Source organism: Schaedlerella sp., assembly GCF_056796775.1.
Genome location: NZ_JBQIKP010000027.1, coordinates 22,022 through 41,161, shown reverse-complemented (window position 1 = coordinate 41,161; position 19,140 = coordinate 22,022). Strand labels below are relative to the sequence as shown.

The following is a 19,140-nucleotide window of genomic DNA, read 5'->3' as shown; positions in this document are numbered from 1 at the left end:
ATATCAAATAAATTTTTTAATGTGTATTTTTCTTTTTGCTTGTCTTTGTATATGGATCAAATGCACGTCCGGAACCTTTGTAGAACCGGCTGAACATCTCATAATATTCCAGTCGGAGCACCTGGATTCCGACGATCAGTCCTTCCATGCCGCATACGAACAGGTTGCCCAGGATCACAACGATCCAGTTGGGATTGCCTTTTTCCACGCCTGCCAGCATCAGGACGACCTCCATCATGGCCGCGTGGCTCACTGCAAACGCGCCGATACGCACGAAGGAGAGGGTGTTGGAAAAGTAGCTCAGCATCGTCTCGAACAATTCGAAGAAGCCCTGTACCAGGAACATGGCCTTGCTCTCTTCCATTTTTTCCGCCCGCTTCTCGATCTTTTTGGTCAGGGGTTCCTTGAACAGGATCACAAGCAGCGGCACTCCGAACATCACAGCCATGACGATACCGCCCGGTGTCTTGTGTCCGGTCATGAATAATACAATGGTCACAACAATGGACGCATAAAATACGAGTCCTGCCACGCCGTTCACGTCAAACCAGGCATCGCCCAGATCATGGCACCGGAACGCGTTGATGATATGCAGGATCATGGCCAGTATGATGATCCCCATACCAAAGGCGACGGCGACAACGAATACGGTGTTCAGCTTGCCGACGAAGGGCAGCATGGTCATATGCTCGATGGGCCTCAGCCAGACCGCGTCAATGATATCCTCAAATCCGAAGATGCTTCCGAACATAAAACCGAATATCGTGGAAAAGATACCTGCCGTGGCCACGATGCCTGCCAGCGGGATCCTTTTGAACCAGTACAGCAGTCCGCCTCCGATGAGCAGCAGAAGCCCCTGCCCCACATCTCCGAACATGGCGCCGAAGATGAAGGAATAGGTCAGGCCCACAAACACCGTCGGGTCCATCTCGTCATGGGACGGAAGCCCGTACATCTGGACATACATCTCAAAGGGCTTGAACAGCTTCGGATTTTTCAGTTTGGTCGGAGGCGCGCCGAAGTGGGTCTCACGGTCGTCTACGACCACAACAAAGACCTTGTCGTCGTTTGCGATATCCTTCTGGAACTTTTCCAGATCCCCCTCGGACATCCATCCGCACAGGATATAGTAGTCTTCCTGATTGTCCTCCATCCGTGCGGCCATCTTGCGGACATCAAAGTTATTGGACAGCTCTTCCAGACGCTTTTTCGCTGCCACAAGCTGGGGTGCCCGCGCGGAAAGCAGCTGCGCGGCTTCCTTTTCCAGCTCTTCGATCTGGTTCATATTTTTGCTGACCTCACGCTGCAGCTTGTGGTAGGCATCAGCCGGAGTTCCCTCAAAGATATCCGTCAGCGTGATCCGTTCAAAGTGCAGGGAACGGAAAATGGCATCGGACTTCTGCGCGTCCCTGGGAGAGACGAAGTAGGCGCCGTATACATAGCTTTCATCCCGTTCACCTTCCACGAAGATGGACTCCAGGTCCTCCATCAGATATTTCTGCATCTTATAATAATATTCTACCGGGATCTTTCCGAAGCGGTAGGTAATGTACTTGTAGTTCAGCACCTCGCTCAGATTACAGTCCAGCGGCCGGAAAGGAGCGATGACCAGCTGGCGGTTATGAAGCTCTTCGATCTTCTTTTTTAACTTTTCTTTTTTCTCCTGCAGGCTTTGATAGTCCGTGCTTGTATTTCGGATCAGCTCAAACATGCCGTCCAGTCCCAGCTTGGTGTCCGGTGTGATCTGGTCCGGGTCTTCCAAAAGGGCGGTAAACTGTTCTGCCTGTCCCAATGCCTCCCGGTACGGATTGATCTCCATAAAGGGCCTCAGATTATCGACGGTCTTCAGCTCGGAAAGCGCGGATTCCAGCTGGATCTCGTACTTGGAGAGATAGAGATCAATCACGCGGTCGATATCATCGCGGGGGCCGGAGATATTGATGAATTTCATTTTTACAATCATTGCGTCTTACCTCCAATATAAGCCAGCGTCTCACTGGATGATAAGCCGTAGCGGATACATTCCAGGGCGGTCGTCAGCTTTCGTAGTTCTTCCTCTTTTAAAAACAGATAAGTAGTGATCGCGGCGATGGAATACGGGTTCTGCCGCCGTTCCCCCCTGTACAGGCGGTCCAGGCATTCGGAGTACATCTGCTCGATGGTAAGCTTCTGCCCGAAGTCATAATGCCGCGCGTAGGATGTCTTCCGGAGCAATGCCTCATATTCCTCGATGCCTGGGGCCTCGATCATCTCCTTGATCCCCTCGGCCGATACCTTGTAGTGGATCGGGACGAGAAGGGTGTAGATGTTGGCGGGTTCCATATTGTAATACTTTTTGGCCCTGTAGATCCACTGCAGATTCAGCAGGTCGATCTTGGAACCGCATATTTTTGTATAGAACGCCAGCTCTTTTTTTCGTAATATTTTTTTTCGCTTTTTCCACAGTGTGGAAAGATTGTATTGGCTCAGTGTCAGGTCGTAATCATAGAGCGTGACCGCCGGATTGTCCAAAAGCCTGTGCAGAGGCTCATAGTACTCGGTATCCTTCAGATTTTCGATCAGCTCATTGGTGGTCCTTGAGGTGATCAGCTTCTCGATGGAGATCTGGGTATACCGGTCAAAAAACTCCTTTTTGTAGTTCAGGTCAAAGGGCTCGGCATAGCGGTTAATCACGATACGCAGGCAGTAGTTGATCAGATCGATCTCGTAGCGCTTCACGTAAAGTGAAAGAAATTCCCGCTGCTTTAACCCACAGAAGCGGTAGATCTTGGAGTATTCGTGGTAAAGCTGCCGGGTCAATATCTTTTCGATATCGCCGCGGTGCAGCCGGCTTTCGTCCAGCAGATTCAATACGTAGGCGTAGGAGGAATTATCGCGCAGATAATTGACTGCGTCCGGTACGCTCTGCAGTGAGGCGATCTCTTCAAAATTCTCCGTTGTCAGAAGCCTTGCTTCCATGGCTTTCAGCTTGGTTACGATTCCACTGTAGGCTAGTAGATTTCCCATGCTTTTATACCTCTGTGATCCGTTTTAAAATTGTCTGTGCATACCATGTGTGCCGTTCCTCGTATTCCTTTTCGAGAGCAGCGATGGTATCGTTGCGGCCGCCGATCTGCGCCTTTAACAGCGCGCTGGTCTTCTCGGCAAGGTCATGCTGGATCTCCAGGATTTTTTGGTTCGTCCTCGTTTCCAAATCCGTGTCAAAGCGGTTTCGCTTTTCGCGGTACTCGTGGTCGAGGATTTCCTTTTGCGCTTCCGCATGCTCAACAATTGCAGAAGCGGCAGATTCTATCTCAGATAGCTTTTTTACAATAGATTCCATAGTAGCCTCCCCATGTAGTTTGTGAGTGTGAAAAAGTTTATAGTTTCTTTCTTGTTTTTTCATTATTATCATACTCTTTTTTTCGAAAAAAGCAATGTTATTTTTTACAAGGTTAAACAGAATTTTAAATTCTTTTTTGTTTAAAATGCGAAAAGATATTTTAATAGGTAGAAACAGGGGCGGGAAGAATTGTGGTTTTGGGGAGGGGATGGTATAATAGATTCCGTCCCAAAATGATTCAGATTGTGTCGGGATGGCAGCCTGCTCCAAGAAGCGAAAGAGCTGTCGATGATAAGAGAAGGAGAAATGCTATGAGACTTCGAAATATACCCCATGCGGACAGTGTGGTGCAGTCCCATGAGGCTGTGATTATGGATGCGGAGAGCCGGAGGGGCCGCTGGCAGCAGGTGTTTGGGAATGACCGTCCCATTCGGATTGAGATCGGTATGGGAAAAGGGCGGTTTTTGCTGGGAATGGCACAGGAGCATCCGGAGATCAATTATATAGGAATGGAACGGTATTCCAGCGTGCTTCTGCGGGCGCTTGAAAAATATGACAGATACGGACAGAAGGGAGCGTGTGAGGAACCGAAAGAGTCTGACGGAAAAGGCTTCCATGCCCTGGACAATGTACGCTTCCTTTGTATGGATGCCTGTGAGCTGGAACAGGTCTTTGCGCCCAGAGAGGTGGACAGGATCTATCTGAATTTTTCAGATCCATGGCCCAAGGCGCGGCATGCGCGGCGGCGTCTCACCTCATCCGGTTTTCTGGAAAGATACGCCCGGGTGCTTGTGCCAGGCGGAGAGCTGGAATTTAAGACGGATAACAGGGCGCTCTTTGACTTTTCGCTGGATCAGGTGGAAGGAACGGCCGGATGGGAGCTGAAAATGCATACACGGGATCTGCATCATAATGAAGTGATGAACGCGGGAAATATCATGACGGAGTATGAAGAAAAATTTTCTGCAATGGGGAACCCGATCTTTAAGCTGATCGCTGCCGTAAGCTGCTGATATCGGATGCATAAAGTGAGGAATGGATGCATTTAATAAGTATCGGGAATGAATTTGCAAAGTTACGGATCCGCGCTTTCCTGCATATAATAAGCATGGGAAGAAAATTTTATTAGAAGTGGGAAGGGATGTGGATGAAAAGAAGAAAAGGATGGCAGAACTGCATTTGCGAAAAGCTGTACTGCAGGCCGGAGTGGAACCGGAAGCTGATGTGCCTGAAACGCTCGCTTGACGAGGTTTACAGGATCTTGAATATGGACAGCTGCCATGGAAGCTGAGAGGAAAAAGCAGGTGATGTCGATGAAAATAAGAGTGACCTCAGAAAATTACCGGCAGGAGGTCCTGGAGTCAGACATACCGGTCCTTGTAGAGTTTTTTGCCGACTGGTGCTCAAAATGCGCCATGATGGAGGACACGGTGGATCTGGCTGCCGCAAACTGCGGAGGCTGCTTCAAGGTCTGCCAAATCGAGATCGAGGATTCGGCGGACTTAGCGGAGCAGTTCCAGGTAGAGATCGTGCCGACCTTTGTCATATTCCGGAACGGAGAGCCGGTATCGGCCGCGGCCGGGGTTCTGAACCGGGAGGTGGTCCTGGATATGATACGGGACGAGATTGGACTGGAAATTTCCGGGTGAGCTGGAAAAAATTATTCTGTGTTTTTTTCGTGACCTCCGGCAATATGGGTTGACAAATATTTTCAAAATGTTAAGATGTATTATGTATGAGCTATATGCTGACAGAGGGTTCACGCCCGGGCAGGGCGTGGACCATAACTATAAATTTATACGGCAGAAAGAAGGGGAACAGACATGGGTGAATGGAAAAACCGATTCAGACGCGGTATGGTCATGGCTCTAACGCTTGCTGTGGCCGGCGGCGGAACGGCTTCCGCAGTTTCATCAATGCCAGGGGGAGAGCTTCCCGGTAATGAGGATGCGCTGGTCGGGGTATCGCTGGAGGATATCGAGGATGCCGTGCAGGGCGAGAGGAACGTCTCCCAGGAACGCTCGGAAGCTGTGGCATACTCTGCGGACGGGAAGGGCTTAAAGAGTGCGGACGCGGCGATCTATAATGCGCTCAAGCTTTCGATAGGGGAAGTGGCAAGGGGAGAAGAGACTTCGACTGCGTTTGCGCTGAAGACAAGGTATTCCGCTTCGACTCTGGCTCAGGTGGATGTCAACACGATCGTGACATACCTTCTGAATGACTGTCCGTTCGACCTCTACTGGCATGACAAGACCAAGACGATCGAGAACGGCAAAGAGACTGACGGTGTTTACTGCAAATACTATGACGACGGGACGATCGTGTTCAGCTTCAAGGTTTCCGCGCCTTACCGGGTGAGCGACGCGGAGCTTTATAAGGTGAACAGCGCATATATGGGCACGGTGGACGCGGCGAGGCAGAAGGCCCAGTCCATTGTGGATACGAACCAGAACTGTACGGATTATGACAAGCTGCTGAACTACCGCAACGCGATCTGCGATCTGGTCACCTATGATTATGAGGCTCAGCAGAGTCCGCTCTATGGGAATTCCTACCAGGTGATCAATGTATTTGATGATGATATGTACTCGAATGTGGTATGCGAGGGCTATGCGAAGGCGTTTCAATATCTGTGCGACCTGTCGGACTTTGATAACGACGTGGAATGCCATACGGTGACCGGTGTCACGGACGCGGGTGCGGGGGCCGGCGAACATATGTGGAACATTGTCAAGGTCGGCGGCAGTGACGGCGAGAGCTATCTGGTGGATGTGACCAACTGTGACGCAGGGACGATCGGTGAAGGCACCGGACTGTTCATGACGGATGAGCTGTCAGGCAGTGTGGATTCCGGTTATACATATAACAATGGGTGGTCGTCGATCACATACCAGTACGGCGGCGAATCGAGAAAGGTATACGGCAGTCAGATCCTTTCTCTGGCAAATGAAGATAATAATGAGGAAGCGAAGCTCTTTGTGAAGGGCAGCGGCAGCACCGAAACACCGGATCAGGAGGATCCGGAAGGGATCATGAGGGTGGATGTGCCGGAAGACGAAGAGGAAGAAAAGACGCCGGGGCAGTCCGACGAAGTGAAGACAGAGGGTGAAGATAAGGAGAAGACGACGGAAACTGCGTCGGAGTTTAAGTTTAATGTCACGGAACCGGTGGAAAAGGTTTACGGGGATGATTCCTTTATAGAAGCTGTGGCCGGTTATGAGGAAAGCAATAAAGTCAAGTATTCCAGCAGCGATACAACGGTTGCAACGGTAAGCAAACGCGGAAAGGTGACGATACAGGGAGCGGGTACGGCTGTGATCACGGCGGAAAGTACCGGCGGAGATAAAGCTTCTTATACGCTGAATGTCGGCAAGAAACAGTTGGCTTGGGATACAAGCGGGCTGTACGCGATAGACCGGGCAGACCGGATTACGGACAAGAATGCGACGCTTTACGGAGAGATCAAGCTGGAAGGAATCCTGCCAAATGACAAGGACCGAAATTCCGAGTTCAGCTTTGGCAGTGAAAATCTGACCGGCACATATTCGGAAATCGTGCCGGGAAGGCAGACGGTGACCCTGAACTGGAAGAAAGACAAGGAGGTTCGCCTGAGCAAGAGCGAGAAGGCTGATAATTATGAGATGCCCGAGAAGCTTCCGGAGCTGAACGGTAAGATCACATCCATCACCAGGCTTCCGGATCCGCAGATTGAGACTTCGGAGCCGGAAGACGGGTTAAAGTATAAGCTGGAGATGGAAGACGGCGTTTCTTCGGTGCCTGAGACGTTGCAGAAGGACAGGAATCTGAACACACCGCCGAAGATTGAGTCGGCGCTGAGGGAGGATCTCAGCCAGGAAGGGATTCCGGAAGAAAACGTTGCGGTTTATGATGTATCGCTGTATTGGCAGGACAAGGCAACGGATCCGGCGGAGAGCGAAGACGAAGAGAGCCTGAGTGAGGACGGCGCGGACGAGGAGAATGCAGATGCAGGAAGCCTGAGTGATGAGAGTGCTTCCGATTGGGTCAAAGTGACGGATGAAACCTTCCCGGAGGGAGGACTGACGGTTACGCTGCCGTATCCGGGCGGTATGCCGAGAAATGTGAAGGATATTGTTATAAGCCATATGTTTGTGGAAGATATGTATACATCTTCACCGGGAGAGATTGAGCATCCGGCGGATATCGAGGAAACGGTAGACGGAATCAAGTTCACGGTATATGGATTGTCTCCGATCGCCATCGGGTGGTCCTCAGAGACGACAGATACACCGAAACAGAATCCTCAGGATACGACAACTTCCGGAACGACAGGTTCGCAGAATAACCAAAATAACAATAATCAGAACAACCAGACCAATACGAATAACCAGACGAACACCAATACGAATATGAACAGGAGTCCTGTGACCGGTGACACGATGCAGATCCTGATCTATGCGGTTCTCGTCATTCTGTGCGGCGCGACGATAAAAGGGATACAGGTTTTACGCCGTACCGGAAAGAAGAACGAAAGGTGATTTTGACAGGTTCGGGCGAATAGGATGGCAGATTCAAAAATCCCCGCGGTTTCCGCGGGGATTTTTTTCTAAAGACAAGCAGGAAACTTTTGGCGAAAGGAAAACAGAATTGGAGTGGGTCATATGCCAGAAACAGCCATTTTGTGCATGTCCCGACAGGGAATTCAGAGGGATTTCAACGAACTGTTACAAATAATTTAGAAAAATTTCAAAAAAATAAAAAAAGTACTTGATTTTTTTGTCGTCATCGGATATAATAATTTTTGTGCTGTTGAGGAAACAGTACAAGATAAGAAAAATCACATATATGCGCGATTAGCTCAGTTGGAAGAGCACCTGACTCTTAATCAGGGTGTCCAGGGTTCGAGCCCCTGATCGCGCATTAGAAATCACTGTTTTTGCAGACAATAGAAGCTGTGGGGACGGTGGTTTTTTTTACCCAAGAGCCTTGAAAACACTGGGGTGGTGAGAGAGCGAAGTGAAATGCTCAGGAAAAATCCAGAAGGGATAGAAAGGAATGATACGGCAGGAATTTTTTGGGGGAATCCGGATGCTGCCGCCAAAATGGCCGCCGAAGAAATCCAGAATACGATATTGCGTTCGTATATACAGAAAAAAAGCCTTGGAAACATCAAGTTCCCAGGCTTTTTTGAGAGGCGCAGACCGGATTTGAACCGGTGAATCAGGGTGTTGCAGACCCACGCCTTACCACTTGGCTACTGCGCCTTAATCTAAAATATGCAATTGTCTCACAAACGTGCATCAATGACTCCGACGGGAATCGAACCCGTGTTACCGCCGTGAAAGGGCGATGTCTTAACCGCTTGACCACGGAGCCTTAATCATAAACAACCGCCGCCTTCATGGTGACCGATAATTATACTAGCACATAATCACCTGTTTTGCAAGCATTTTATTTATTTAATTTTGGATTTTTTTTGTGAGGCAGATTTTCCGCTTGAATTCATGCGATTTTCAGGACAAAAATTTTTTACTTTACAGTCTTTTTCTGTTATAATGAATTGCGCCGATGCGCAAGCAGGTCATCAATTTCTTAGCAGAAATTGGTGACAAATTATAATGAATTGCGCCGATGCGCAAGCAGGTCATCAATTTCCTGGCGGAAATTGGTGACAAATTATTACGAGGAGGGACACATGCAGAGGATTTTGATTGTGGAGGACGATGCGGAGAATAATCAGATCATCCGGGATTATCTGGAGGGGCATGGATATTCCTGCGCACAGGCCTATTCTGGCAGCGAGGGGAAGCTTCTGTTTTTGATGGAAAACTTTGATCTGGTGCTCCTGGATCTGATGCTTCCCGGGATTCCGGGGGAGGAGCTGGTCTCCCTGTTTTCCAAAACCGTTCCGGTCATCGTACTGTCCGCGAAGAGCGGACTGGACAGCAAGGTAGATGTGCTGTCTGCCGGGGCGGAGGACTATATCTGCAAGCCCTTTGACCTGCCGGAGCTTCTCGTGCGGATCCAGATCCGCCTGCGCAGCCGGAACCGGGACCGGAATGGGACAGAAGCGGGAGCGGCGGCAGCAGAGCAGAGGAAAAAAGCGTCCGGGAAGGAAGGCGCGGAATATGAGCGGCATGCTTACACCTACCGGGACTGGACACTGAATCCGGATACCTGGGAAATGACGGCAGACGGGCAGCTGGTGGAGCTGACCAGACATGAATTTCTGATCATGGAGCTGCTGATCCGCAATCCGCGGCGTGTCTTTACCAAACAGATGATCTACGAATACGCGTGGGGAGAGGAGTATCTTGCCGAGGACAAAACGATCAACGTACATATCAGCAATATCCGTTCCAAACTAAAAAAGAGCGGTACGGATTCCTACATCCAGACGGTGTGGGGAATGGGCTTTAAACTTTCTTAAACTTTTCTGAGCACTTTTTAAAACCTGGAGGATTATACTTGCTTTTGTAAGGAATCAGTATAGCGGAAGGGAGAAGCATTGATGAAGGAGCAGGAAAAGGGGCTGGCCGTGGAAGCGGTCTGCCTGACGAAAATGTATCAGAAAAAGGCCGCGGTGAATCGGCTTGACATGTCTGTACGGGAGGGAGAGATCTACGGATTTATCGGCAAAAACGGGGCTGGAAAATCGACCACTATGAAAATGCTCTGCGGGCTTGCAAGACCTGCGGAAGGAGAGATCCGCCTTTTCGGAAAGCCGGTCAGCGATCCGGCAGTCCGCAGGCGGATGGGCGTGCTGATCGAGGCGCCGGGACTGTACCCCAATATGACGGCAAGGCAGAACGCGGTGATGAAGGCAAGGTGTATGGGCCTTGCGGATGAAAGGAGCGTGGATGAAGCACTGCTCCTGGCAGGGCTTGCGGATACCGGGAAAAAGAAGGTAAAGCATTTTTCCATGGGGATGAAGCAGAGACTGGGAGTTGCGCTGGCAATGCTGGGGAATCCGGATCTCCTGATCCTGGATGAACCCATCAACGGCCTGGACCCGGAGGGAATCCGAGAACTGCGCCGGCTCGTGCTGCGGCTCCATGAGACGGGAAAGACCATTTTGATCAGTTCCCACATCCTGGGGGAATTGAGCAAGATCTCCACTGTCTACGGGATCATCAAGGACGGGCAGATGATCGAGCAGATCACCAGTGAGGCTCTAGAAGAAAAATGCATGGACTATTTTCAGATTGAGGCAGATGACGTCAGCCGGGCCCTGGTATTGATCGGGGAGGCATTTCCGAAGGTCCGGGCAGAGGTGGCAGACAGCCGCCTGGTACGCGTCTATGGGCTGTCAGAAGGGGCAGGACTGATCCGGCTCCTGGTAGAAAAACAGGTTCAGGTGTATGCTTCGGGTTTCCACCATATGGACTTGGAGGAATATTTTATCAGCCGTATGGAAGGGGGAAGGGCAGATGTTTAATTTATTTCGTATGGATCTGTACAGGATGAAACGAAGCAGATCGGTGTATGTCTGCCTGGGGCTGCTGCTCCTGGCATCTGCCTTTGTATATACCATGATGTGGCTGCTGGCTGTGCCCCAGGGACAGAAGACGGCGATCCGCATCGGGATGCTCACGGCTGCAGAGGCGCAGGATTATCAGATGATACTGGATGGTGTGGATACGCTGGAGATGTTCCGGCAGATCAGCCTGGACGGCGGAGCGTATTGCGCGATATTCGGGATCTGCGTGATCCTGTTTGTATGCATGGACTATAAGAACGGTTTTGTGAAAAATATCATGGCACTCTACCAGAACCGCTGGGTATATGTGGGGAGCAAACTCTTGGCGGCAGCGACCCTGAATATTCTGTATCTGCTCCTGAACTATCTGTTTGTATTGCTACTGAATGGTTTGTTTGGAAAGATGATTCCCTTGGCAGATCTGAGAGCTGTGTTGTTTTATATGGCCTGGATATGGCTTTTGACCACGGCATTTGCAGGGCTCCTGCTCCTGATCTGTGTGTGCGCCCGGAGCACTGCGGCAGGGGTGCTTGCGGCTATCCTGCTGGGAAGCGGGACGATTGTGGATATTCTGAATCAGATCTTCGCCCTCTTCCATCTGGGAGACTGGATGAAATACAGCATTTATATGACAATCTCTGCGGGGCCGTCCAAGTATACGTCCCTGCAGGATCTGCGGGTGTTCGCTCTGGGCGCGGGATTCCTGATCCTGTATTCTCTGCTTGCGGGGATCGTGCTGCAAAAGCGGGATATCTGACCGGATTCGCCTGCAGCAATCTGTGAAGGGAGGCGTTTTGTTATGATCGCTGCACTGATAATATTCATGATCCTGTGCGTGTGGCTTCTGGCGCAGCATATCCGCAGTATTCTGGAGCTTCGTTCGATCTGTGGACAACTGGAGGAAATGGAACGGGGAAGCCATATGGAGCTGGGAGTGTACAGCCGCCGGAGAGAAGTGCTGAAGCTGTGCAGAACCTTGAACAGACTGCAGAGGAAGCAGGAGCGGGACCGGATTCTATATGAAAAGGCGGAAAAACAGCTCAAGCGGAATATTACCGCCCTGGCCCACGATATCCGGACTCCCCTTGCCGGAGCTTCCGGTTATGTACAGCTTGCCGGGGAATGCGGGGAGGAGGACAGGAGGGCATATTATCTGCAGGCTGCGCAGGGCAGGCTGAAAGAGCTTGGAGACATGCTGGAGGAACTTTTCCTGTTTACAAAACTGACCGGCGGTGATTTTGAACTGTCGGTTCAGGAGGTGCAGGTGCTTCCCCTGCTCAGCGACTGTCTGGTGGGGATGTATCAGCAGTTTGAGGAAAAGGGGATCTCGCCGGAGGTTCTGTTTACATCAGAGGAACTCCGCGTATGGGCGGATGAAGAATGTCTGAGACGCATTTTCCATAACCTGATCCGCAACGCCCTGTTGCATGGTACGGGAAATCTCGTGATCACTCAAAATAGCCGGCGCCTGATTTTCGAAAATACCGTATCGGAAACCAGCAGGCCGGATCCAAAACAGATTTTTGAACGGTTTTATAAGGCAGATTCAGCCCGGAGGAAAGGATCCTCCGGGCTTGGGCTGTTTATCGTAAAAGAACTGATGGAAAGAATGGGCGGGAGCGCGGCGGCGGAGCTGGAAAGGGAAAAACTGCGCGTTATACTGGAATTCTCGAAATAATTTGTGGCTGAAAAAGGATTAAGTGTATTTGAGTCTGGACATTTTTCTTTGGTATGGTATAATATAAACGGGTTTTTATAGATGAATGGACAGATGACCCTAAAGTATTTATTTTTCAGGGCGATATTACATACGCGAAACTGACAGGTCAGAAATCATGGTTATGGAGGATGATTGATTTATGAATGAGAAAAGTAAAAACAAAGAAAGGATTTTGATCGTCGATGATTCTGAGATGAATCGTATGATCCTGGCGGATATGCTGGAGGATCAGTATGAGATTTTAGAAGCGGCGGACGGTGCACAGGGAATTTCAATCCTGCAGCAGATGAGTTCTCAGATTTCACTGGTCCTTCTGGACATTGTGATGCCTGAGATGGACGGATTCGAAGTCCTGGCGGTCATGAATCAAAAGAAGTGGATCGAAGATGTGCCTGTGATCATGATTTCCGCAGAGAGCATGCCTTCCTATGTACAGAGGGCTTATGAGCTGGGCGTTACGGACTATATCAGCCGTCCGTTTGATTCGTTGGTTGTACAGCGAAGGGTGATCAATACCATCATGCTTTACGCAAAGCAGAGGAAGCTCATCAAGATGGTCACGAACCAGATGTTTGAGAAAGAGAAGAATGCCAGCCTTATGGTTACGATCCTGAGCCATATCGTGGAATTCCGGAATGGGGAAAGCGGCCTTCACGTGCTGCATATCCAGACGATTACGGAACTTCTGCTGAAAAGCCTGCTTGGGAAAACGGACAAATATCAACTGTCCCACGAGGATATCAATATGATCACCATGGCCTCTGCGCTGCACGATATCGGTAAGATCGCCATTCCTTCCGAAGTCCTGAACAAGCCGGGACGGTTTACGGCAGAGGAGTACGAGGTGATGAAGACCCACTCCGCAGTGGGCGCCTCCATGCTGAAGGATCTGCCGTTCCATCAGGATGAGCTGCTGGTCAAGGTGGCTTACCAGATCTGCCGGTGGCATCATGAGCGGTATGATGGCCGAGGATATCCGGACGGCCTGAAAGGGGAGGAGATCCCGATCAGCGCCCAGGTTGTTTCCATGGCGGATGTCTACGACGCGCTGACCAGCGAACGGGTGTACAAAAAAGCATTTTCACACGAGACGGCCCTGCAGATGATCCAGAACGGAGAATGCGGTACGTTCAATCCGCTTTTGATAGAATGCCTGCTGGATGTGGCGGACAGCCTTCTGGAAGAGATGAAGGCTGCTTCTCTGACCAGTAAAAATGAGAAGGAGATCCGTAGCATTGTAGACGAGATCCTTCATCATGAAGAGCTGGATGATTCCAACAGCGCGCTGCAGTATCTGGAAGAGGAAAGGATGAAATATCAGTTCTATGCGTCGATTTCGAGAGAGATTCAGTTCGAGTATACGGTTTCCCCGTCCGTGCTGACGCTGACGGAGTGGAGCGCGCAGTGTCTGGGGCTCGACGAGATCACGATGGACCCGCTTAATAAAGAGAAGGTTCTGGAATCTATGAGCAGCCAGGACCGGCAGAACCTTCAGGAGCTTCTTCACAATGCGACGCCGGAAGAGCCGGATGTGCGCTTCAAATGTAAGACAAGTGTGGGCGGAAAGGTACGCGCCCGTGAGATCGTCTGCCGTTCGATCTGGTCTGACGATGAAAAGCCGCAGTATCTCGGCGTGATCGGCAAGGTGCTCGCCGACCATGATGAATAGCAGTTCATGAAAAGGCAGAATCTGACAAAAGTGGTTGGAAGAGGAAGCTTTTATATAAAAGAATTTTTTTAACAAATAGTTTTTTTGGAAGGAGTAATAATAGAGATGACAGTAAAAGAGTGTTATGAACAGATCAATGGAGACTACGAAGGCGTATTTGGCCGCTTCCGTGGAGACGAGAGGATCAAAAAGTTTGCGTTAAAGTTTCTTGCCGACGGAAGCTATGACAGTCTGTGCAGGACCCTGGAGGCCGAAGACTACAGCGAGGCCTTCCGTGCCGCGCATACGTTGAAGGGAGTCAGCCAGAACCTGGGATTCACCGGACTTTATATGGCCAGCGAGACATTGACGGAGATGCTGCGCAGCCATCCGGAGGATTATACTCCCTCCATGCTGGACGGACTGAAAGCAGAATATGAAAAGACATTCGCGGCAGTTCGGAAATTACAGGCAGAATAAAGAGGAATAGTCTATGTACCAAAAAACGAAAAAGAAGCTGTGGGTTAGTTTCTTATGCCTGATCGTGATCTGTATCGTTATTTTTGCATGGATGTACCAGTTCCTGGGTGAAAAAAATGAACAGACAGTCAACGAGATCGGAATGATCTACATGTCAGAGATGAACAGGCAGCTGGAGCAGAAGTATTCCACGATCATTGATCTGCGGAAGTCGCAGGTGGAAGGGATCCTGAAGCGTACCTATCCGGAAACTGTCAGCTACGATGAGCAGATGCTGGAGGAGATGCGTCTCAATGCCAGTGTCCGCAGTGCCGTATATATGGGCTTTTATACGGAAAACGGAGCGAATGAGGTGATCTACGGAGAGCCGGTGGAGATGGAGAATACGGAGGAGTTCCAGAGATTTCTGAATGGGGAGATTCAGATCACCTCCGGTCTGTCCGCGGACGGGGAAAAGATACTCATTCTGGGGGTGGAAGCGGAATATCCGATGAAAGACGGCGGAAAAAGCGAGCTTCTGGTTGTAGGATTCAGTATGGAGGATCTGGAAAAAGTACTCGTCACACAGGAAGAGAATGCGTTGGTATATACGCATATCATTGAGGAAGACGGAAGCTTTGTCGTAAGAACAGGATATGACGGATGGTCCAACTATTACGACTACATTCAGGACAACATCGGAGAATTCAATGGGAAGACACCGGACGCATATGTGACGGAGCTTCAGAATTCAGTCGGGAGAAATGAACCATTTTCGGAACTGGTAGTCGTGGGGAAGAGCCACAGGCATCTGTATTGTACGCCCCTTCCCGGTTCCGGCTGGTATCTGGTAAGTGTCATGCCCTATGATGTGCTGGACAAGATCATAAGCAGCTTGGGTGAGCAGCGTATCGGGCTTGTATTGGGAGCTTGCGGAACGCTGATATTCGTAGTGCTGATTGTTTTTGCGGTCTATCTGCGTGTGATTCATCAGCAGATGGAAGAGCTGGACAGGGCAAGGAAGGACGCAATCCATGCCAATCATGCGAAGAGCGAGTTCCTGTCTAACATGAGCCATGATATCCGGACTCCGATGAACGGGATCGTAGGGATGACGGCCATCGCCATGGCGAACATTCAGGATCCGGTCCGGGTTCAGGACTGTCTGAAAAAGGTTACATTATCCAGCAAGCATCTGCTCGGGCTGATCAATGACGTGCTGGATATGTCGAAGATTGAGGACGGCAAGCTGTCTCTGAATATGGACGCCCTTTCCCTGCGCGATACGATGGACAGCATTGTAAATATCGTGCAGCCGCAGATCCACAGCAAGAAGCAGCATTTTGATATTTTTGTGCAGAAGATACAGACGGAGGAGGTATACTGCGACGGAGTGCGCCTGAACCAGGTGCTTCTGAACCTCCTGTCAAATGCAATCAAGTTCACGCCGGAGGACGGCAGGATCAATATCTATCTTTCCCAGGAGGACTCTCCGGCAGGAAAGGACTATGTCAGATGCCATTTCCGGGTAAAGGATACCGGCATCGGAATGTCGCCGGAGTTTGTGGAAAAGGTTTTTGACAGCTTTACCAGAGACGAGGAGCAGGTCCGCAAGATTGAGGGGACTGGCCTTGGAATGGCGATCACGAAGTGCATCGTAGAGGCAATGAAGGGAACCATTGAAGTTCAGAGCAAGCAGAATCAGGGTACGGAATTCCATGTGACGCTGGATCTGGAGAAGGCGGAGACCCGGGTGGAGGATATGCTGCTCCCCGATTGGAATATGCTGGTTGTGGATAATAACGAAGACCTCTGTCAGAGTGCGGTGCATGCTCTCGGTGAGATCGGGGTCAACGCGGAATGGTCAGTGAACGGCAGACAGGCGCTTCGGATGGTGGAGGAACGTCATGCCAGACATGACGATTATCAGGTCATTCTTCTGGACTGGAGGATGCCGGGAATGGACGGGCTGGAGATGACCCGTGAGATCCGCAAGCTCGTGGGAGATGAGATTCCGATCCTGATCGTATCGGCGTATGACTGGAGCGATATCGAGGAAGAAGCGCTTGCGGCGGGGGCGCATGGATTCATTTCCAAGCCGCTGTTCAAGTCGAACCTATATGTCGGCCTCAGCAAATTTGCCGGAGAGACTTCCGCGCCGGAAGAGAAGACCCATGATACCCATAACTTTACAGGAAAGCGCATCCTTCTTGCGGAGGACAACGACCTGAATTGGGAGATCGCGGAGGATCTTTTGCTGGAGGTTGGATTTAAAGTAAACAGGGCGGAGAACGGGCAGATCTGTGTTGAGATGTTCGAACAGTCGGAGATCGGAGAATACGACGTGATCCTGATGGACATCCGGATGCCTGTGAAGAACGGATATGAAGCGGCGAGGGCGATCCGTGCTCTGGACCGTCCAGATGTAAACCTGCCGATCATCGCAATGACGGCGGATGCGTTTTCGGATGATGTACAGCATTGTTTGGACAGCGGCATGAATGCGCATATTGCAAAGCCGATCGATATGGACAAGCTTCTCGTCCAGTTGGAAAAGTATATAGAGTGGGGCGAATCTGCGCAGTAAGACGGACGGCGATATACTGAGCGGCAGATAAAATCTGACGCTCAGTATATTTTTGCCGTCCCTGTTGATTGGAAATAAGAAAGGGAGACGTGCATTTATGGAAATGGTACAGGCACGGGAGCTGATCTATGAATATGAAAAGCGCGACGATGAAGGCAATGTCATCGGCATGAACCGCGCGGTGGACGGGATAGATATTGACATCAGCCCGGGACAGTTTGCTGCAATCCTGGGGCACAACGGTTCGGGAAAGTCCACGCTTGCCAAGCACATGAATGCGATCCTGGTGCCGACCGGCGGAACCATGTGGGTGAACGGAAGGGATACAAAGGATCCGCGGGAGCTGATGCAGGTGCGCCAGTCGGCGGGAATGGTGTTCCAGAATCCGGATAACCAGATCATCGGTACGGTGGTGGAGGAGGATGTAGGGTTTGGGCCTGAGAATCTTGGAGTTCCCACAGATGAGATCTGGAAACGGGTGGAGGACAGTCTGAGAGCAGTAGGAATGCTGGAATACCGGACACATTCTCCCAACAAGCTTTCCGGCGGGCAGAAGCAACGGGTGGCAATTGCAGGGGTGATCGCCATGGAGCCCCAGTGTATCGTATTGGATGAGCCGACCGCAATGCTGGATCCTAACGGAAGGAAGGAAGTCATCCGCACTGTGCAGGAGCTTAGAAAGCGTCGGCATGTGACGGTGATCCTGATCACCCACTATATGGAGGAGGTCATTGACGCGGATCAGGTGTATGTGATGGACAACGGCCATATTGTGATGAACGGAACACCCAGGGAGATATTCAGCCGAGTGGAGGAATTGAAAAAATATCGTCTGGATGTGCCCCAGGCAACCATGCTGGCGGAGGAGCTTAAGAAACGGGGGCTTCCGATTCCCAGAGGGATCCTTCGGAAGGAAGAACTGGTAGAAGCAGTTGCGGGCCTCGCGCGATACGGACGGCAGGAGAACGGATAGACGCGGCGGCGGGACCGCCGCGGATCTGCGGTTTTAGATACCATCGTATGCAGAAAAGCTGCCAGTGGCAGGTTTTCTGTATGAAGCTTGGAAACAGGGGGATATGATGTCGATTCGATTGGAGCATATCAATTATATATACAGTGAAGGTACTGCCTATGAAAAGCACGCATTGAAGGATGTGTCTCTGGAGATCCCCCAGGGGCAGTTTGTGGGCGTGATCGGGCATACCGGTTCCGGGAAGTCCACGCTGATCCAGCATTTGAACGGATTGATCCGGGCATCCTCGGGGACACTCTACTATGAAGAAAAAAATGTCTATGACAGCGGATATCCGATGAAGGAGCTGCGTAGCCAGGTGGGTCTGGTCTTTCAATATCCAGAGCACCAGCTGTTTGAGGTGGACGTATTTACGGATGTCTGCTTTGGCCCGAAGAACCAGGGGCTCTCTGCGCGGGAATGTGAAGAGCGGGCAAGAGAAGCACTGGAGCTGGTTGGATTTCCGGAAAAGTATTACCGGCAGTCGCCCTTTGAACTGTCCGGCGGTCAGAAGCGGCGGGCGGCCATCGCCGGGGTACTGGCAATGCGCCCCAAGGTTCTGGTGCTGGATGAGCCGACGGCAGGCCTGGATCCGAAGGGACGGGACGATATCCTGGATCAGGTGGCGCACCTTCATGCACAGACCGGGATGACGGTGATCCTGGTATCCCACAGTATGGAGGACATTGCAAGGTATGTGGAGCGGATCATTGTGATGAATCACGGGCAGAAGATGCTGGATGATACGCCGAAGAATGTATTTTCTCACTATAGGGAGCTGGAGCAGGTCGGGCTGGCGGCTCCCCAGGTTACGTATATCATGCATGATTTAAAAGAAAAGGGGCTTGGCGTGCGGACCGATGCCACGACGGTGGAAGAGGCGGCGGATGAGATCATGCGGGCTCTGAAGCGTGTTTGAAAAACGCAGCCATG

At 50.8% G+C, this 19,140-nt stretch carries 16 protein-coding genes and 3 tRNA genes; 14 read left to right on the top strand and 5 right to left on the bottom strand.

What is annotated here, in order from left to right; all coding sequences use genetic code 11:
- Positions 1–16: 16 nt before the first annotated feature.
- The 3 genes from ACTOY7_RS12960 to ACTOY7_RS12950 are packed head-to-tail and all read right to left on the bottom strand — an operon-like array spanning position 17 to position 3,322.
- Positions 17–1,963: a V-type ATP synthase subunit I gene (locus tag ACTOY7_RS12960; protein ID WP_482670703.1), complete on the bottom strand. Its 1,947-nt coding sequence runs from the start codon at positions 1,961–1,963 to the stop codon at positions 17–19.
- Positions 1,960–3,006, bottom strand: coding sequence for a V0D/AC39 family V-type ATPase subunit (locus ACTOY7_RS12955; protein WP_300884239.1), 1,047 nt, complete (start codon positions 3,004–3,006; stop codon positions 1,960–1,962). The genes ACTOY7_RS12960 and ACTOY7_RS12955 overlap by 4 nt, the downstream gene beginning before the upstream one ends.
- Positions 3,007–3,010: 4 nt before the next feature.
- Positions 3,011–3,322, bottom strand: a complete 312-nt coding sequence (locus tag ACTOY7_RS12950; protein ID WP_394683527.1) for a hypothetical protein — start codon at positions 3,320–3,322, stop codon at positions 3,011–3,013.
- Positions 3,323–3,633: 311 nt separating this feature from the next.
- Here ACTOY7_RS12950 and trmB point away from each other — a divergent pair, with 311 nt between their 5' ends.
- The 5 genes from trmB (at position 3,634) to ACTOY7_RS12925 (ending at position 8,221) form a co-directional block, all read left to right on the top strand.
- Positions 3,634–4,335: a tRNA (guanosine(46)-N7)-methyltransferase TrmB gene (gene trmB, locus ACTOY7_RS12945; RefSeq protein WP_160280311.1), complete on the top strand. Its 702-nt coding sequence runs from the start codon at positions 3,634–3,636 to the stop codon at positions 4,333–4,335.
- Between the two features lie 134 nt (positions 4,336–4,469).
- Entirely contained in the window at positions 4,470–4,613 is a 144-nt protein-coding gene (locus tag ACTOY7_RS12940) for a hypothetical protein (protein ID WP_300822223.1), read from the top strand.
- 16 nt (positions 4,614–4,629) lie between these two features.
- Positions 4,630–4,971: a thioredoxin family protein gene (locus ACTOY7_RS12935; protein ID WP_300884241.1), complete on the top strand. Its 342-nt coding sequence runs from the start codon at positions 4,630–4,632 to the stop codon at positions 4,969–4,971.
- Positions 4,972–5,145: 174 nt separating this feature from the next.
- Positions 5,146–7,839, top strand: coding sequence for an immunoglobulin-like domain-containing protein (locus ACTOY7_RS12930; protein ID WP_482670704.1), 2,694 nt, complete (start codon positions 5,146–5,148; stop codon positions 7,837–7,839).
- A gap of 309 nt (positions 7,840–8,148) precedes the next feature.
- Positions 8,149–8,221: transfer RNA gene (locus ACTOY7_RS12925), tRNA-Lys, on the top strand.
- Between the two features lie 272 nt (positions 8,222–8,493).
- Here ACTOY7_RS12925 and ACTOY7_RS12920 read toward each other — a convergent pair.
- Both ACTOY7_RS12920 and ACTOY7_RS12915 read right to left on the bottom strand, forming a co-directional pair.
- A tRNA-Cys gene (locus ACTOY7_RS12920) sits at positions 8,494–8,565 on the bottom strand.
- Positions 8,566–8,605: 40 nt separating this feature from the next.
- Positions 8,606–8,677, bottom strand: a tRNA-Glu gene (locus ACTOY7_RS12915).
- 319 nt (positions 8,678–8,996) lie between these two features.
- Here ACTOY7_RS12915 and ACTOY7_RS12910 point away from each other — a divergent pair.
- From ACTOY7_RS12910 to ACTOY7_RS12870, 9 genes are all read left to right on the top strand, one after another.
- Positions 8,997–9,731 carry a response regulator transcription factor gene (locus ACTOY7_RS12910; protein WP_300884244.1) on the top strand — a complete coding sequence of 245 codons (735 nt, stop codon included), beginning with the start codon at positions 8,997–8,999 and terminating at the stop codon, positions 9,729–9,731.
- Positions 9,732–9,812: 81 nt separating this feature from the next.
- Positions 9,813–10,739, top strand: a complete 927-nt coding sequence (locus tag ACTOY7_RS12905) for an ATP-binding cassette domain-containing protein (RefSeq protein ID WP_160280308.1) — start codon at positions 9,813–9,815, stop codon at positions 10,737–10,739.
- Positions 10,732–11,538 carry an ABC transporter permease gene (locus tag ACTOY7_RS12900; protein ID WP_482670705.1) on the top strand — a complete coding sequence of 269 codons (807 nt, stop codon included), beginning with the start codon at positions 10,732–10,734 and terminating at the stop codon, positions 11,536–11,538. The genes ACTOY7_RS12905 and ACTOY7_RS12900 overlap by 8 nt, the downstream gene beginning before the upstream one ends.
- Positions 11,539–11,580: 42 nt before the next feature.
- Entirely contained in the window at positions 11,581–12,459 is an 879-nt protein-coding gene (locus ACTOY7_RS12895; RefSeq protein ID WP_482670706.1) for a sensor histidine kinase, read from the top strand.
- 181 nt (positions 12,460–12,640) lie between these two features.
- Positions 12,641–14,170 (top strand): HD domain-containing phosphohydrolase, encoded by a 1,530-nt coding sequence (locus ACTOY7_RS12890; RefSeq protein WP_300824254.1) that lies wholly within the window; start codon positions 12,641–12,643, stop codon positions 14,168–14,170.
- Positions 14,171–14,275: 105 nt separating this feature from the next.
- Positions 14,276–14,629 (top strand): Hpt domain-containing protein, encoded by a 354-nt coding sequence (locus tag ACTOY7_RS12885; protein WP_394684622.1) that lies wholly within the window; start codon positions 14,276–14,278, stop codon positions 14,627–14,629.
- 13 nt (positions 14,630–14,642) lie between these two features.
- Positions 14,643–17,195 (top strand): response regulator, encoded by a 2,553-nt coding sequence (locus tag ACTOY7_RS12880; protein ID WP_482670707.1) that lies wholly within the window; start codon positions 14,643–14,645, stop codon positions 17,193–17,195.
- 97 nt (positions 17,196–17,292) lie between these two features.
- Positions 17,293–18,168: an energy-coupling factor transporter ATPase gene (locus ACTOY7_RS12875; protein WP_300884251.1), complete on the top strand. Its 876-nt coding sequence runs from the start codon at positions 17,293–17,295 to the stop codon at positions 18,166–18,168.
- Positions 18,169–18,274: 106 nt separating this feature from the next.
- Complete coding sequence (locus ACTOY7_RS12870; protein WP_300884267.1) at positions 18,275–19,126, top strand: energy-coupling factor transporter ATPase; 852 nt, start codon at positions 18,275–18,277, stop codon at positions 19,124–19,126.
- The last annotated feature ends 14 nt before the right edge of the window (positions 19,127–19,140 follow it).